This is a genomic window from Clostridium sp. JNZ X4-2 (assembly GCF_054889485.1).
On the sequence record NZ_CM142685.1, the window covers coordinates 3,517,134 to 3,532,961 of the forward strand.

A 15,828-nucleotide genomic window follows, 5' to 3' on the forward strand; every position below is an offset into this window, starting at 1 on the left:
CTCATCCTCCTGTACTTGTTAAATTTACATGAAAATGCAGAAATCTTATTTTTACTCATTCAGTGGAATTTCAACTTCTGCCGTCATACCAGACTTTAACACCCCGCTTTTATCTTTTATGGAAACCTTTATTTTTGTAGCTATATGATCCTTATCTGAAGTTGACTGTTTGTCTTTGGGGATATATTCCTTCTTTAAATCGATATAATTTATTTTTCCCTTCTGTGTGCCCAGCGAAGTTTTAACAGTTATAGATTGATTATAATGCACTTTATCCAGATATTTGTCCGGCAGATAACATATAACATACAAATCATTTTTTACAGCTATATCTACAATATTACTTCCAGTAGTTACAATATCACCTAATTGAAAATTCTTACTTATTATAATTCCATCGGATAATGCAGTTATATTGTATTTATCAAGTTCATTTCTTGCCTGATTCAACTGAGCTGCAGATTGATTTAAATCCTCTTGTGCTGCTTTAATTTCATCACCGGTAGCTCCATTTTCCAGAAGTTTTAACTGTGCATTTACAGCTTCGTAGTTTGCAGTTGCAGTTTCAATGGCCTGGGAGGTAGAACCCTCTTTCATTAAATCCAGCTGCTGCTTGGCATTATCAAGCTTTGACTTTGCAGAAGAAAGTGTATAATTTGAAGTATCCATTTTAGATTTGACATCATCTAATTCTTTCTGAGATATTGCTCCTGATTTATTTAAGATCAAGTATTTTTCATAATCCGACTCGGAGTTATCATATGCAGTTTGAGCAATATTTAAATCTTGCTGGGCAATTGAAACATTGTTTTGTGACTGATTTATCTGTTCTTGTCTATTCCCTGACTTCAACAAATCCACCTGCGCATTTGCGGCCTTAACTTGTGCTCTAGCCTGTTCAATTTGTTCAGGACGTGTACCTGCATTTAATTCAGATAATTTTGCCTTTTTCATATCAACTACCGCCTGTAACTGCTCCACCTGATATTTTTCATTGGAATTATCTACAAGGGCAATTATATCACCTTTTTTCACTTGTTCACCTTGATTCTTATTCATACTTATGATTTTCCCACTGACAGTACTATTGGCAGAAATAGTATTATTTTCAATGTCACCTTTTAAAGTTAGCGAAGACCTGTTACCGCAACCTGTCAATATAACTGCAGCAAATAAAATGCACATCCATATTCGCTTCATAAAACCACCCCTCATCCTAAAATAATCCTATTTTAAATCTTTCGGTATTTTTTGAGTGCCAATATATTCAATATAATAAAAGCAATGCAGATTCCTACTAAAACAAAGATGTCCATCCAAATTGAATTCAGACTTTTTCCACGTATCATAATCTGTTTAAGAGCATCTGCGGAATAATACAGAGGCATAAATCTTCCAATTACCTGAAGCCAGGATGCCATTGTGCTCATATCAAATATTCCGGAAAAAAACACCTGTGGAACTACAATAAGCGGTATAAATTGTATCATCTGAAGTTCATTTTCTGCAAATGCAGATAGTGCAGTTCCCATAGTTAGTGCCACCATGGCAGTTAAAAAAGTAATTATAAGTACTAGAATAAAAGATCCCACCATCATCATATGAATGATATGAACTGAAAACCACGCTATAAGAGCTGCCTGTATTATAGTAAATATACCGAATCCTAAAATATAACCCAGGACAATTTCCCATCTGCGTACTGGAGTTGCAAGCAGTCTCTCAAGGGTACCCTGAGTTCGCTCCCTCAGGAAAGAGACACCTGATATTAAAAATACGAAGAAAAATACAAAAAATCCGATAAGTATAGGCCCGAAATTGTCAAAAGAAGACATATCTTTGTAACCATATAAATAAGTTATATCCGGCTTAATTCCTAAATTTGATCCCTGAATACTATCTTGAACCGTTGCAATAACTGCTTTACTTTTTCCTGGATCACTTCCCTCAAGTGTAATATACGGAATTCCCCCTTTATAATCTATAACTGCATCCAATTTTGATTCACTTATAAGTATATCTGCTTCACTTTCACTATATCTTTCTACAACTGCATCCTCATCCTCTAATCTATTTATAAATTCTTGAGAGGCATTTATAACTCCTATCTTAGGATGATACTGTTTCCCATTAAAAATATAAGACATCAATGTAAGTATAAAAATAGGCGCCAGTATCATAAGTGCAATAGTTCTCTTGTCATTTCTAAGCTGATGCAAAATACGTATAGTGAGTGCAATAACTTTCATCTCTTACCTCCATAGTACAAAAAAGCTTCTTCTATAGTATTGGAATGGGTATTTTTTTTCAGCATCTCAGGAGTACCTGCCGCAATTACCCTTCCATTACGAATCATACAAAGGTTGTCACATTTATCAGCCTCATCCATCACATGTGTTGTAATTATAATGGTAGTTCCCTTTTTGCTTAAGCCACCAAGTTCATCCCATATAGATTTACGAAGTACGGGGTCAATCCCCACTGTAGGTTCATCCAAAATAAGTACTGGAGGTCGATTTAACATTGCAATAGCCAGAGACAAACGCCGCTTCATACCTCCTGAATATTGGCTGACTCTTTTCTTTAAATCCTCAGATAAATTTACTAATTCCATAACTTCATCAATACGTTTTGTGCAATCCCTTTTAGATATATTGTACATGGCTGCAAAAAACTTCAAGTTATCCTCTGCGGTAATATCTCCATAGAGAGCATCGGATTGAGCCATGTATCCTATTTTATTCATCATTGAAAGCTTTGGCATTTTCTCACCTAATACATAAATTTGTCCATGAGTGGGCATATCAATGCCTGAAATCATTTTCACAAGAGTTGTCTTTCCAGAACCGGAGGGTCCTAGTAAACCAAAAATCTGAGAATATGATATTTCCAAGTTTATATTGTAAAGTATTTGCTGCTTTCCAAAATACCTATCCACATTTTCAACTGCTACACTACAAGAATTATGCTCCATAGTATTCCTCCTCACAGCTGATTATACTACAGAAATGGCTATTCATAATAAACATTTTTTCTGATTTTGTTGATTTTTATTTTACTTTACATGTAAAATATTACATGAATCCAAGGGAAAGCGAAGTGAACATTCATGACCTCAAGAGCAAACCAGTTGCTTAAAGACATCTTTATTGAACTATATACATATAAACCTATAAACAAAATAAGCGTAAGGGAGCTATGCTAGAAATCCGGCTTAAACCGCGGAACATTCTACAATTACTATGAAAACATAGATAATCATAGGATCCTTTTACCCATATAAATATAAGCCTCATAATCTTTGATTATGAGGCTTATCCATGGTGCTGGCAGTAGGCTTCGAACCCACGACCTACTGATTACAAGTCAGTTGCTCTACCAACTGAGCTATGCCAGCAGATATGGCGACTCAGAAGGGTATCGAACCCTCGACCTCCGGCGTGACAGGCCGGCACTCTAACCAGCTGAGCTACTGAGCCATATTAAAATATAATATTACATGGTGGGCACAATAGGGCTCGAACCTATGACCCTCTGCTTGTAAGGCAGATGCTCTCCCAGCTGAGCTATGCGCCCATATAATAATTGGTGACCCCTAGCAGACTTGAACTGCTGTTACCACCGTGAAAGGGTGGTGTCTTAACCGCTTGACCAAGGGGCCTTATAAAAAATAAAAACATAGTATCATAATCTCCAACTTAAATGAGTAAATCTCCCCCTTAGAGTAGACTTCTCATTTAAGTCAATCAATTATTGATTTTACAAATATATATATATATCTGTATACATGGCGACTCAGAAGGGTATCGAACCCTCGACCTCCGGCGTGACAGGCCGGCACTCTAACCAGCTGAGCTACTGAGCCATATTAAAATAATAATATTACATGGTGGGCACAATAGGGCTCGAACCTATGACCCTCTGCTTGTAAGGCAGATGCTCTCCCAGCTGAGCTATGCGCCCATATAATAATATTGGTGACCCCTAGCAGACTTGAACTGCTGTTACCACCGTGAAAGGGTGGTGTCTTAACCGCTTGACCAAGGGGCCTTATGTATTCTTTCAAGTCATATCTGGCGACCTAACATAGTCTATAATACAAAATATTCGTTAAAGTGTCAACACCTTTTTTTCAGATTCCCAAATATATTTCCCCATATTACCTCTAAAATCCTTATATATCAACACTTTAAGAAAATTTCCAGGTTTTTAATTAATTATACAACTTTTTGTTTACAAGCCTGTATATATTAAGATTAATAATTTTTTGTGCCCATATAACCTATATACTCCATTATTATCAGTGCGGTATCTTCGACAGCCCTTTTTGTCACATCTATTACTTTGCAATGCAGCTTTTTTATAAGCCTGTCCGAAAACTCTAATTCTTGAAGGACTCTCTCTTCATTGGCATATTTTAATTTTGTTGACATCATATTATACCTATCCATTCTATGCTTTCTTATTTCTATTAAATGTAGTGGATCTATGGTAAGCGCCACAATTTTTCTTCTGTCAATTTGAAATAATTCTTCCGGTACCGGTACTTCCGGCATAAGTGGTATGTTTAAGGCCTTTATCCCCTTGTTTGCCAGATACATGCACAGTGGCGTCTTAGATGTTCTAGAAAGGCCCAATAAAACTACATCTGCATGTTTGATACCTGAGCTGTCCTTGCTGTCATCATATCGAATAGCAAATTCTACTGCTTCTATTTTTTTATAATACTGAGAATCTATCTCCCATACAGCACCTGGCCTGTATTCAGGTATCTTGTTTAACAATCTGGAGGCCATACTTATACAAGGGCCTAGAATATTACTTATAGGTATGCCGGATTCTATACATCTCTGAATTAAAAATTCCCTAACTTCTACAAGTACAATTGTAGATATAATCATAATATTTTCTTTACTTTCTAATCCATTTATAAATTCATTTACATCTTCAAAACTCTTTATATATGGAACTCTATGAACTTCTATGTCTGAATAAAACTGACAGGCAGTTCCCTTAGCTACAAGTTCTGCTGTTTCACCTATAGAGTCGGATACTGCATATATTTTTAACATAAATAAGCCCTCCTACTTTTGATGTCTTTTTGATAATTCTACAAGTGCACATCCCTCAACGGCATCTATTCCATTATTATTGCAAAAATCCAATATTTCCTGGCTTTCCGCACCAGGCTGTATTAATATTTTATCTATTCCAAATTTGCCAGCTGCTTTAACTATATCAATTCCCACTGCAGGATTTATACATAAATCCAATACATGTACCTTAGGAAACACCTTTTCCAAAGAATCATAAACATTTCCAGCAATATCCCTGGGGTTTACTCCAACCGCATTAAACCCTGCAGCCTTTAGAGAATTTAATATCTTAAATGCATATTTCCCCTCCTTAGAAACATTCCCAATAACTGCCCAATTCTTATAATATAGCAAACTAGAAGCCTTCATCCTTATCTCCTCTTTCCATAATAATACTTCATAATAAATTTTAATAATTTCATCTCTAATATTATTATAAACAACTTTTCGTAAATATATATGTTTTTTTACAGTAATTTAAAATTGCAAGCTATATTAAAAATACCATAAGTAAGTTAAAATATATATTATAAAGTTTATTAAAATAAGGGGGTATATTTTTGTTTTATGAAATAATTGTGATTGGTGCAGGTGCTTCCGGTATCATGGCTTCAATTACTGCAAAAGATAATGGAAAAAGCGTAGCAATACTGGAATTCAAAAATAGAATGGGAAATAAAATACTATCTACTGGAAATGGCAGATGTAATATAACAAATAAAAATATAAATCTTGCCAAATATCATAGTAAAAATATTCATTTTGCTGAAAATATTTTAAGTAAATTTTCAGTTAAGGATACAATTACATTTTTTGAGTCCTTAGGACTTCCTCTTATAACCTTGGAAAATGGAAGAATGTACCCTCTTTCCCTTCAGTCCTCATCTGTATTGGATATATTAAAAATGGCAATTGAAGATAGAAACATACCCATTTATTTTAATTCTAAAGTTACTGATGTACTTTATGACAAGAAATCCTTTAAAATTTTCTGTAATAATGAAGTCTATGAATGTAACAAGCTCATATTATGCACTGGGGGCAAATCTGCTCCTCATACTGGTTCTGACGGCTCAGGTTTTGACATATGCAAAAAATTAGGCCACAGCATAATAACTCCTCTTCCTGCCCTGGTACAGTTGAAACTAAGATATGATCATCTAAAGGCTCTATCTGGAGTAAAATTCAATGGATACGTGGATATATTAGTGAATGATGAAATTAAAGGGCATGAATATGGTGAAATTCTATTTACAGACTATGGCATATCAGGTCCTCCCATATTGGGACTAAGCCGTATAGCTTCCTGTAATTTATTAGATAATAAATCCGTGAAAATTAGGCTTGATATATTCCCAAATTTACAAAAGGAAAAACTACCGGAGTTTTTAGAAAATCATTGGGGAACATTTAGTTACAGAAGTGTATATAATTCTCTTATAGGAATAATAAATAAGAAAGTCATACCAATACTTTTAAAAGAAGCTTCCATAAGTGATATTCATAAGCCTTGTTATGAACTGGATTGGCGAGAAAAAAAGAATATATACAATTTACTGAAGTCCTGGGAATTCATTGTATACGATACTAACTCTTTCAAAAACTCACAAGTTACCTGCGGCGGCATTGATACAAATGAAGTAAACTGTAATACCCTGGAATCCAAAAAAATAAAAAACCTGTATCTGGCCGGTGAAGTATTGGATGTAGATGGTGACTGCGGCGGTTTTAACTTACAATGGGCATGGAGTTCCGGATTTATGGCAGGAAAAAGTGCTGCTGAAACATAATTCATCAGCATTTCCCTCTATTTTTATCTTTCATTACTATGCCAGATAGCCTCTATAACGGATAGTTCCCTGCCATTGTCATCAATAATCTTATGTAAAGATACATAGTTTCCATCTTGTTTTTTTAATTCAGTAAATACCTTTATTTTTTCCCCATATAATGCTTCTTTTTCATAGGTTATGTTTATATGCTTTATAGTATATTTAAGTATTATATCCAAAGGTATAGTTTCTACAATCCAATCTATATATTTAACATTATTGACATGCCTGTTAGTATCTATGTCGCTATATCTTACATTAAAACTTTTTTCAATGGTAAACTTTTCAGGCAGCTTCACATTTTTAATAGGCAGAGGCTTATTGTCACTTTCAGTTAATCCAAAAATTTTATACATGTCTTTAGTTATTCTAAGTATTTTCCTTTTATTGATATCTATTAAAAGCCATATTGAATTAGCCTTTGCTATAACATTATCATCTTGATCCAAAACTTCAAAAGTTCTATAACCATAGAATTTTCTGAATGAACAAGCATTGGTCCTTACCTTAATCTTCTGACCATACTTGGGATATTGGTCTATATCTATATCCCACTTATACAAAACCCATGCCACTCCATTTTTCTTTGAATAGCCCAAGCCACCCCCTAAATCTTGAGAATGTTTGGTAGCTATATCTCCAAAGTAATTTACAAGGCTGGTTATCAGCAGCCTTTCTTCATAATCTATTTCGTAGTAATTCACTTCATATTCTTTTTCAGCAATTGATCTGTTCATTATCTCTCACTTCCTATTCTTAATTATAATATTCAAAATATAATGTATAAGTTTATTTTTTATCTTTAATTGTACACTATAATTATATATTATAATATAATCTCTATTTTTTCCATAGAATAAAATATCATCTTTAAATAAGTTTTACTGTAAGAACTTATCTAAAGATGATATTTAAATATATATTTTATATATGACTTACATCTATTGTCTGATCCCTTCCCGGTCCCACAGAAACTATAGATATTTTTGTATTTGTAAACTCTTCTATTCTACTTAAATATTTCTTAGCACCTTCTGGTAATTCACCATAAGTTCTGGCTTTTTCTATACTTTTGTTCCATCCCTGAAACTCTTCATATATAGGTTCACATTCAGCCAAGTCTTCCAGACTTGCAGGCACATAATCTATAATCCTTCCATTAACTTTATATCCAGTACAAATTTTTACCTTTTCAAGTCCTGCCAAAGTATCTATTTTAGTAATGGCAAAGCTTGTAAGTCCTGAAAGCCTGCTGCTGGTCTTGAGTATTACCAGATCCAGCCATCCGCACCTCCTGGCTCTTCCTGTAGTAACTCCATACTCATGCCCATTTTCTCTAATCCAATTTCCTGTTTCATCAAAGAGTTCTGTAGGGAATGGTCCTTTTCCTACCCTAGTAGTATAAGCTTTGGCCACACCTACCGCACCTGTTATCATAGTAGGTCCTATTCCCGAGCCAATACAAACTCCTCCTGCAATGGTACTGGAAGAAGTAACATAAGGATAGGTACCATAATCTATATCCAGCAGGGTTCCCTGCGCTCCTTCAAATAACACTTTTCTGCCGGTTTTTATATTTTCATAAACTTTTACAGATACATCTCTTACATAAGGAGCTAATGCCTTTCCATAATTAATGTATTCATTGTATATTGAATCAAAGTCTAAAGGTTTTTCTCCATAAACCTTTGTTATTATATCATTTTTCACTTTTAAATTTTCTCTTAAATTTTCCTGGAATACATCCTGATGCATGAGATCACATACTCTTATACCGCTTCTCTCCATCTTATCCGTATAACAAGGCCCAATTCCCTTTCCTGTGGTTCCTATGTCCTTTTTACCTCTTGCTCTCTCTTTAATACCGTCTAACACTTTATGATAGGGCATAATAAGCTGAGACCTATCACTAATTATCAAATTCTCAGGTGAAATATGCACACCTAATTTTTTTAAATAATCTATTTCTTCAAATAGAGCCTTTGGATCAAGCACTACTCCATTTCCTATTACATTAATTTTATCCCTATAAAGTATCCCAGATGGTACAAGATGAAGTTTATACTGTTTATCTTCCACTTCAACTGTATGGCCTGCATTACTACCACCTTGGAATCTAACAACCATATCTGCGCTTTTAGCAAGATAATCTGTAATTTTGCCTTTTCCCTCGTCGCCCCACTGGGCTCCTAAAACAATAAATGCTGACATAAGAATTTCCTCCCCTTTTTATATAGGTTAATATTTGATAAATATTTGTAATTGCAAGAGCAATAGGTATTTATATTATAATCCAAGTATATCTCTGGCAACTACTACCCCTGTTACTGAAGCTTGCATAAGACCTCTTGTGATTCCAGCACCGTCTCCCATTGCATATAAATTTTTTATAGATGTTTCAAATTTCCCATTTGTTTCAAATTTACTGGAATAGAATTTCACTTCTACACCATAGAGCAGTGTATTTTTGCTATAAAGCCCCGGTGCAACATTATTAAAAGCTTTTAATGCTTCCACTATAGATGTCAAATATCTTTGAGGCAAAACAAAACTTAAATCTCCAGGTACTGCAGATTTTAAAGTGGGTATGGTAGTTGATTTTTTAAGCCTGGAATAATCCGTTCGTCTTCCGTTTAATAAATCCCCTAATCTCTGAACCATTATGCCTCCTCCTGTAAGCATATTACCAAGCTTTGCAATATATTTGCCATAAGTTATGGGCTGATTAAAGGGCTTGGTAAAAGATGTAGAAACCAGCATGGCAAAATTTGTATTCTCTGTTCTGAGCTCTTTCTCCTCATAGCTATGACCATTTACCACTGCTATTGTACCGTCATAATGTTCTTCCGATACAACTCCACCCGGGTTCATACAAAAAGTTCTAACTTTATTATCAAATGTATCTGAATAATACACAAGTTTTGCCTCATATAGATCCCTGGTTAAATTATCCATTATGGAATTTGGGACTTCCACTCTTACGCCTATATCTACAGCATTATTGGTGGTTTTTAGGTTTAATTTCTTGGATTGAACTGTAAACCATTCTGCACCAGCTCTACCTGGAGCAACTACTACATAATCTGCCAGAATATTTCTCTCTCCATCCTTGTTTTTGACAGTTACTCCAACAGCCTTATTATTCTCAACCAATATATCCTTTACTATTGTGAGTTCACTAAATTCCATGTTTGTATTATTTAAAAGATGATAATACATTTTTTTTAATATCTCATAGGCCAATTCTGTTCCCAAATGTCTAACCGGACATTCTATAAGCCTTATATTGTATTTACTTGCCTCATATTTTATTTTATCTATTTTCTCATTGTTCAACCCATATATGGTTTTATTAGCTCCAAAATCCAAATATATATCGTCACAATATTTTATTAGCTTTTTACATTCATCTTCTGAAAAATATTCTAGAATTCTTCCTCCCACTTCCGGACTTAAAGAAAGTTTTCCATCAGAAAAGGCTCCTGCACCAGACCAGCCAGAAGTAATACCACATGGATTGCAATTTACACATTTCCCAGTTATTCTTGCAGGACATTTCCTGCTTTCTATATTTCTGCCCTTATCAATTATTAATATATTCATTCTTTTTTTAAGTTTTGTAAGCTCTAAGGCAGTAAATATTCCTGCAGGACCAGCTCCAACTATTATAACATCATATTTCTCTTTCAAGTAGCATCCCTCCTTCAATATGGTATCAAAATTAAATGTTTCAGTCAATAAAAAATGCGAATATTTTTTATAAATTTCGTGTCAAAATTCGTAAATTGCATCAAAACATATATTGTACTTTTCACTATAATCTGTAAAATTATAATACAATTTTATTAACATTTTGATTTTACTTTCATAATATATATTGTAGTAAATTTTATGGAGGTACCTAATGAACAACGACAGTAAAGACATCAATGAAGAATTCATTGAAGATTATGATTATTCCAAGAATACTTATCCACCTTACTATTGCCCTTTGTACAATTGCCCCTATAGCTCATCAATGATGGATCAATATGATGATGAAGGCGCAGAGGAAGCAGGTGATCCTGATTCAGCCTACAGACAGCATGGTCGCAGAAGGCGCAGAAGAAGACGCAGGAGAAGACGCAGAAACTCGTTTTTCCCTGGAGTGGGCCCAATAATTTTCCCAATTGTATTTCCATTTGGAGGTTTTGATGATTGGGATTATTGAATAAAACCTTTTCCATTTACATTATAATATCATCCTATACCTTTTAAATAAAAAATGCTTCAAATTGTTGAAAAATCCTAATAATCATGGAAATTTCAAAACAACCTGAAGCATTTTTTGTTTTAAGCTTTAAATATACTTAAACAATAACATGATAAATCTACAATATATCTTTTAATTCAGGTACTATATTTGGCGGGACTTCACCACGCACTGCTTTTACTAGATTTTCTGCGGCAAGCATTGCCATATTAAAACGAGTTTTTGCTGTAGCTGAACCAATATGTGGCACAGTTATAGCATTTGACATTTTTAAAAGAGGGTTGTCAGGATTTATCGGTTCTGTTTCATAAACATCCAATGCTGCAGCTAATATTTTTTTGTTATTGAGGGCATCTATTAATGCCTTTTCATTAACCACTTGTCCTCGAGAAGTATTTATAAAAATTGCTGATTTTTTCATCATGTCAAATTCCCTGTAATCAATCATATGCCAGGTATGCTTATTATAAGGAACCATAATTGAAATAAAATCTGATTTTTTCAGCAAATCATCAAAATTTTCATACTTTACTCCCAGCTCTTTTTCAATATTTACTCTTCTATTTTTATTGTAATACAGAACATCCATATTAAATCCAAGTCTTGCCTTTCTGGCAACATATTCACCTATTCTTCCCATACCAATAATCCCTAAAGTGGCATGATTCATATCAACTCCAAAATTATCACTTTGAATTTCTTTTTTCCATCTTCCCTGTTTTACATATTGATCCAACTCTGTAATTCTTCTGGCGGATGAAATCATCAGTGCAAGAATCAAATCCGACACCGTTTCATTCAATACAAAAGGAGTATTAGTTCCAATGACACCTTTTTTCTTCATGGCCTCTATGTCAAAATTATCATAACCAACAGAAATATCACTGACAACCTTAAGCTCAGGTGAATGAAACAATATTTCTTCATCAATTTTCGTACCTGAAGTTAAGAGACCTTTCACATCAGCTAAATTTTCAATAAGTTTATCCTTAGGTATTCTTTCATCAGAATCCCATTTTTTATATTCACAGTATTTTGAAATAAGATCTTCTACCTTTTCTGGAATAGGTTTCGCTATAAATACTTTAGGTTTATCCATTATCCTCCTCCTGACAATATTATTTAATTAGGATTTTATAACATTTTTTATTCCATATATGCCCCGCTCATTGCTGATGCAGCATGTTCAGTATATCGTTTAAAAACTCCATAACGTTCATGATGCTTAGGCGGCTGCCAGCTAGCTTTACGTTTCACCAATATTTCATCAATCTCTCCTGCTGAACACTCTTTTCCCCTTATTCCTATTATGCTTAATTTTCTGCTATCTATGTCCAGTTCAATTAAATCATTATCCTGCACCAATGCAATGGGACCTCCAACCTCAGCTTCAGGAGATACATGCCCCACACAAGGCCCCCTTGTAGCACCAGAATAACGCCCATCTGTGATCAATACGGTGGAACCGCTTATTTTAGGATCACACATCATAGCCTCTGTAGTCATAAGCATTTCAGGCATACCTGAACCACGTGGTCCTTCATATCTAATAAACAATACCATTCCCGGTTCTATTTTTCCCTTTACAATTGCCTCATGGCAATCTTCCTCTGAATCAAATACTTTTGCCGGACCTATATGATGCATCATATCTTTAGATACTGCGGAATATTTAATTACTGCTCCTTCTGGTGCCAAATTTCCTTTAAGTACAGCTACAGATCCATAGGTTTTTGTTTCATTTACAGGTTTTATAATATCTTCTCTTTTAAGCCCATAGTTACGCAGGTATCCATATATTCTATCAAAAAAACCTTCCCTATGTAACTTTTCCAGATTATTCCCCAGTGTTTTTCCCGTAACTGTCATAACATTTAAATCCAGATAATCTCTAAGCACCCATTGAACCATTGGAATCCCTCCTGCAAACCATAATGTTTCAGTAGGATATTTTCCACTGGGCGCTATATTGCAGATATGGGGAATCTTATGATTTGTTTCATCAAAAATTGCAGGATTTAACTTATAGCCCATTTCATATGCAATTGCCGGAAGGTGAATCAATGCATTAGTAGAACCACCAATAGCAGCATGTACAATAATAGCATTTTTAAAAGCTTCCGGTGTCAATATATCTCTGGCTGTAATATCTTTTTCAATTAGATTCATAATTTGACGGCCTGCCACTTTAGACATTGCTATAATATCCCTCATAGTTGCAGGTGATAATGCTGTAGCAGGCAAAGCCAGACCCAATGCTTCAGCCATGCACTGCATAGTACTTGCAGTTCCCATGAACTGACAGGATCCGCATGAAGGGCATCCTGTTAATTTATAATTCATAATCTCCTGTTCCGAGATATCATTTTCCTCTTCTCTTAATGAAACTTCTCCGCCTTTTACAGATGTGGACATATCAGGCCCGGGTCTCATGCTTCCCCCTGGAATAAAAATTGTGGGTAAATTTAATCTTGCTGCTGCCTTCAAGTGTGCCGGCACTGCTTTATCACAAGAAGAAATAAGAATTAGCCCGTCCCATGGCGAGCATGAAGCATGAAGTTCCACCATATCTGCTATAATTTCCCTTGAAGCCAGAATATAATTCATACCATCATGTCCCTGAGCCCATCCATCACAAATATCTGTTACATGAAAATTTGCCGGACGACCACCTTTTTCATATACTCCTATGCTGGTTTCCTTGGCCAGTTTTGATAGATGAAAACTTCCCGGATGACTTTCCCCAAACACATCATCTATAAGTACTTGAGGCTTTTCTAAGTCTTCCTCATCCCAATCCATTCCTAGCTGTAATGCATCGTGTTGTGACCAAATTTGTCTTGCATGCTTACATTTCTGAGTATAAACCATATACAATCATCCTCTTTATTCTATATTTATCAGAACCTTTATTTTATTTCTGATATCTTCATCTGCCTTAATACTATAATTTTTTAAGGATGTATTTATATTCATATTCAAACGTATGCTAACTGCTTCTTTCAGTGTTATTATGAAAGGATCCATCAGACTATACATTTCCATTAGTCTATTTATTTTATTTTGACAGGTCAATAATTTATCAACATCCTTATCCAGAAAAGCCTTATAAGTATTTATAAATACCTTTGCATTCACATTTGTTAAACCGCCTATAATTCCAGCACCTTGTGATAGAAGATTAGGTATCAGGTATTCTTCAAATCCTGAAAATATAGAGAAATCACTGCGAATCTTTCTGATTTTTTCACTGAACTTCCTCACATTGCTTATAGAATCCACGGTATCCTTTACACCAACAATATTTTTAAAATCGGCAACCAGTCTGTATATAAAATCCGCTGATAAATTAGTGCCGGTTCTATCTGGAAAATTGTATAAAATTATAGGTAGTTTTGTATTCCTGGCTATAATTGAATAATATTCATAGAGATGTTGTTCATTTAAGCTAAAATAGTATGGAGTTACAACTAAAACAGCATCTGCATTTATCTCCTCAGCAAAGTGATTTAGTTCTATGACCTCCTCTATATTGTTAGAGCCTGTACCAATTAAGAATTTAATCCTTCCTGAAATAACTTCACCTACAAACTTTACATATTCTTTTTTCTCAGCAAGAGATAAGCTAAAAAATTCTCCCGTACTTCCCAATGCCACAATACCATCAACACCGTCAGAAATTAGTTTTTCAATTAAAGCACTAGTAGCTTCTTTATCAATACCTCCTTCATCATTAAAAATAGTGAGCATTGGTGTATAAATTCCTTTGAACATCACAATTTCCTCCTTAGTCTATTCCTTATTTGGAATAACGTTTTATATGTAGATTATATTTTTAGCTGACTTAAAATTAAGTCAACTAAAAGTTTTAAAACAATGTTTCTTTTGTATAGCCAAGTTTCTTGGAAATTTTCAGGGCTGCCTTTATTGCAAATTTCCTATGTTTTTCCGTGCTCTCATTATTTTTCTTTATTTTTAAATTTGATATGGATACTGCAGCTATGGCCTTTCCTGTATTATCATATACTGGAACCCCTATACAAAATATACCATCTTCATTCTCTTCATCAGATATAGAATACCCTCTTCGTCTTGTTGCTTCCAAATCCCTTAATAAATCCTCTGGATTTATCAGTGTGTTCTTTGTCCTTGGCAGCAATTTAATGCTGGATAAATATTCATTCATCTCTGTTTCACTATAGGTTGCCAGAACAGCTTTGCCCAATCCTGTGGAATAAAGGGGCATTATTGATCCCAAATTGGCAGTTGTTCTCAAGGCCTTTTTTGACTCCTTCTTGTCTATATATACGAGCTCATTATTATTTACTATGGCTAAAAATACAGTTTCCAAAACATTATCAGCCACCCATTTCAAAATAGGATCTGCAATGTTAACCAACTCAGTTTTATTTAAATATAAACTTCCAAGTTTAAATGCCCCAATTCCCAATTCATAACTTTTTAATTTTTTATCTTCTATTGAAAGAAAATCCTTTTCAACCAATGCATTTACAATATTAAATACGCTGGTTTTAGGTATCTCCAGACACCTGCTTAATTCAGCTATGGTAACAGGCTCTTCACTTTCCCCGATAAATTTTAAAATATCCAATCCTCTCAAAATTGCCTTATTCAAACAATTCACCTC

Annotated in this window: 14 protein-coding genes and 7 tRNA genes; 2 read left to right on the plus strand and 19 right to left on the minus strand. The window is 34.4% G+C overall.

Annotated features, from left to right (window positions below; translation table 11 throughout):
* Nucleotides 1–51: 51 nt before the first annotated feature.
* The 12 genes from ACYUJ6_RS16955 to ACYUJ6_RS17010 form a co-directional block, all read right to left on the minus strand.
* Nucleotides 52–1,200 carry an HlyD family secretion protein gene (locus ACYUJ6_RS16955; RefSeq protein WP_461843852.1) on the minus strand — a complete coding sequence of 383 codons (1,149 nt, stop codon included), beginning with the start codon at nucleotides 1,198–1,200 and terminating at the stop codon, nucleotides 52–54.
* A 32-nt stretch (nucleotides 1,201–1,232) separates the two neighbouring features.
* On the minus strand, nucleotides 1,233–2,249 hold the full coding sequence (locus tag ACYUJ6_RS16960) for an ABC transporter permease (RefSeq protein WP_461843853.1): 1,017 nt from the start codon (nucleotides 2,247–2,249) through the stop codon (nucleotides 1,233–1,235).
* Nucleotides 2,246–2,974, minus strand: coding sequence for an ABC transporter ATP-binding protein (locus tag ACYUJ6_RS16965; protein WP_461843854.1), 729 nt, complete (start codon nucleotides 2,972–2,974; stop codon nucleotides 2,246–2,248). Before ACYUJ6_RS16965 ends, ACYUJ6_RS16960 begins: the two co-directional genes overlap by 4 nt.
* 347 nt (nucleotides 2,975–3,321) lie before the next feature.
* A tRNA-Thr gene (locus ACYUJ6_RS16970) sits at nucleotides 3,322–3,397 on the minus strand.
* Between the two features lie 5 nt (nucleotides 3,398–3,402).
* Nucleotides 3,403–3,479: transfer RNA gene (locus ACYUJ6_RS16975), tRNA-Asp, on the minus strand.
* Between the two features lie 21 nt (nucleotides 3,480–3,500).
* Nucleotides 3,501–3,576: transfer RNA gene (locus ACYUJ6_RS16980), tRNA-Val, on the minus strand.
* A gap of 10 nt (nucleotides 3,577–3,586) precedes the next feature.
* Nucleotides 3,587–3,661: transfer RNA gene (locus tag ACYUJ6_RS16985), tRNA-Glu, on the minus strand.
* Nucleotides 3,662–3,788: 127 nt separating this feature from the next.
* Nucleotides 3,789–3,865 (minus strand) — tRNA-Asp (locus ACYUJ6_RS16990).
* Between the two features lie 22 nt (nucleotides 3,866–3,887).
* A tRNA-Val gene (locus ACYUJ6_RS16995) sits at nucleotides 3,888–3,963 on the minus strand.
* Nucleotides 3,964–3,975: 12 nt separating this feature from the next.
* Nucleotides 3,976–4,050 (minus strand) — tRNA-Glu (locus tag ACYUJ6_RS17000).
* 206 nt (nucleotides 4,051–4,256) lie between these two features.
* Complete coding sequence (locus ACYUJ6_RS17005) at nucleotides 4,257–5,072, minus strand: pyruvate, water dikinase regulatory protein (RefSeq protein WP_461843855.1); 816 nt, start codon at nucleotides 5,070–5,072, stop codon at nucleotides 4,257–4,259.
* A 12-nt stretch (nucleotides 5,073–5,084) separates the two neighbouring features.
* Nucleotides 5,085–5,465 carry a CoA-binding protein gene (locus tag ACYUJ6_RS17010; RefSeq protein WP_461843856.1) on the minus strand — a complete coding sequence of 127 codons (381 nt, stop codon included), beginning with the start codon at nucleotides 5,463–5,465 and terminating at the stop codon, nucleotides 5,085–5,087.
* Nucleotides 5,466–5,656: 191 nt separating this feature from the next.
* Here ACYUJ6_RS17010 and ACYUJ6_RS17015 point away from each other — a divergent pair, with 191 nt between their 5' ends.
* Entirely contained in the window at nucleotides 5,657–6,886 is a 1,230-nt protein-coding gene (locus ACYUJ6_RS17015; RefSeq protein ID WP_461843857.1) for a BaiN/RdsA family NAD(P)/FAD-dependent oxidoreductase, read from the plus strand.
* Nucleotides 6,887–6,909: 23 nt separating this feature from the next.
* On the opposite strand, the gene ACYUJ6_RS17020 is transcribed toward ACYUJ6_RS17015, so the two are convergent.
* From ACYUJ6_RS17020 to ACYUJ6_RS17030, 3 genes are all read right to left on the minus strand, one after another.
* Entirely contained in the window at nucleotides 6,910–7,665 is a 756-nt protein-coding gene (locus ACYUJ6_RS17020; protein ID WP_461843858.1) for an acyl-[acyl-carrier-protein] thioesterase, read from the minus strand.
* Nucleotides 7,666–7,852: 187 nt separating this feature from the next.
* The gene (locus tag ACYUJ6_RS17025) at nucleotides 7,853–9,139 is read right to left on the minus strand and encodes an adenylosuccinate synthase (RefSeq protein ID WP_461843859.1); all 1,287 of its coding nucleotides are present in this window, start codon (nucleotides 9,137–9,139) and stop codon (nucleotides 7,853–7,855) included.
* 75 nt (nucleotides 9,140–9,214) lie between these two features.
* A complete protein-coding gene (locus ACYUJ6_RS17030) occupies nucleotides 9,215–10,618 on the minus strand; it encodes an NAD(P)/FAD-dependent oxidoreductase (protein ID WP_461843860.1) in 1,404 nt (467 codons plus the stop codon).
* A gap of 214 nt (nucleotides 10,619–10,832) precedes the next feature.
* Here ACYUJ6_RS17030 and ACYUJ6_RS17035 point away from each other — a divergent pair, with 214 nt between their 5' ends.
* Nucleotides 10,833–11,138 (plus strand): hypothetical protein, encoded by a 306-nt coding sequence (locus ACYUJ6_RS17035; protein WP_461843861.1) that lies wholly within the window; start codon nucleotides 10,833–10,835, stop codon nucleotides 11,136–11,138.
* A 160-nt stretch (nucleotides 11,139–11,298) separates the two neighbouring features.
* On the opposite strand, the gene ACYUJ6_RS17040 is transcribed toward ACYUJ6_RS17035, so the two are convergent.
* The 4 genes from ACYUJ6_RS17040 to ACYUJ6_RS17055 all read right to left on the minus strand — a co-directional run bounded on the left by ACYUJ6_RS17040 (nucleotide 11,299) and on the right by ACYUJ6_RS17055 (nucleotide 15,816).
* Nucleotides 11,299–12,279: a 2-hydroxyacid dehydrogenase gene (locus ACYUJ6_RS17040; RefSeq protein WP_461843862.1), complete on the minus strand. Its 981-nt coding sequence runs from the start codon at nucleotides 12,277–12,279 to the stop codon at nucleotides 11,299–11,301.
* Nucleotides 12,280–12,326: 47 nt separating this feature from the next.
* Nucleotides 12,327–14,051, minus strand: coding sequence for a dihydroxy-acid dehydratase (gene ilvD, locus ACYUJ6_RS17045; RefSeq protein WP_461843863.1), 1,725 nt, complete (start codon nucleotides 14,049–14,051; stop codon nucleotides 12,327–12,329).
* A 15-nt stretch (nucleotides 14,052–14,066) separates the two neighbouring features.
* On the minus strand, nucleotides 14,067–14,954 hold the full coding sequence (locus tag ACYUJ6_RS17050; protein WP_461843864.1) for a dihydrodipicolinate synthase family protein: 888 nt from the start codon (nucleotides 14,952–14,954) through the stop codon (nucleotides 14,067–14,069).
* 94 nt (nucleotides 14,955–15,048) lie between these two features.
* Nucleotides 15,049–15,816 (minus strand): IclR family transcriptional regulator, encoded by a 768-nt coding sequence (locus ACYUJ6_RS17055; protein WP_461843865.1) that lies wholly within the window; start codon nucleotides 15,814–15,816, stop codon nucleotides 15,049–15,051.
* Nucleotides 15,817–15,828 lie beyond the last annotated feature (12 nt).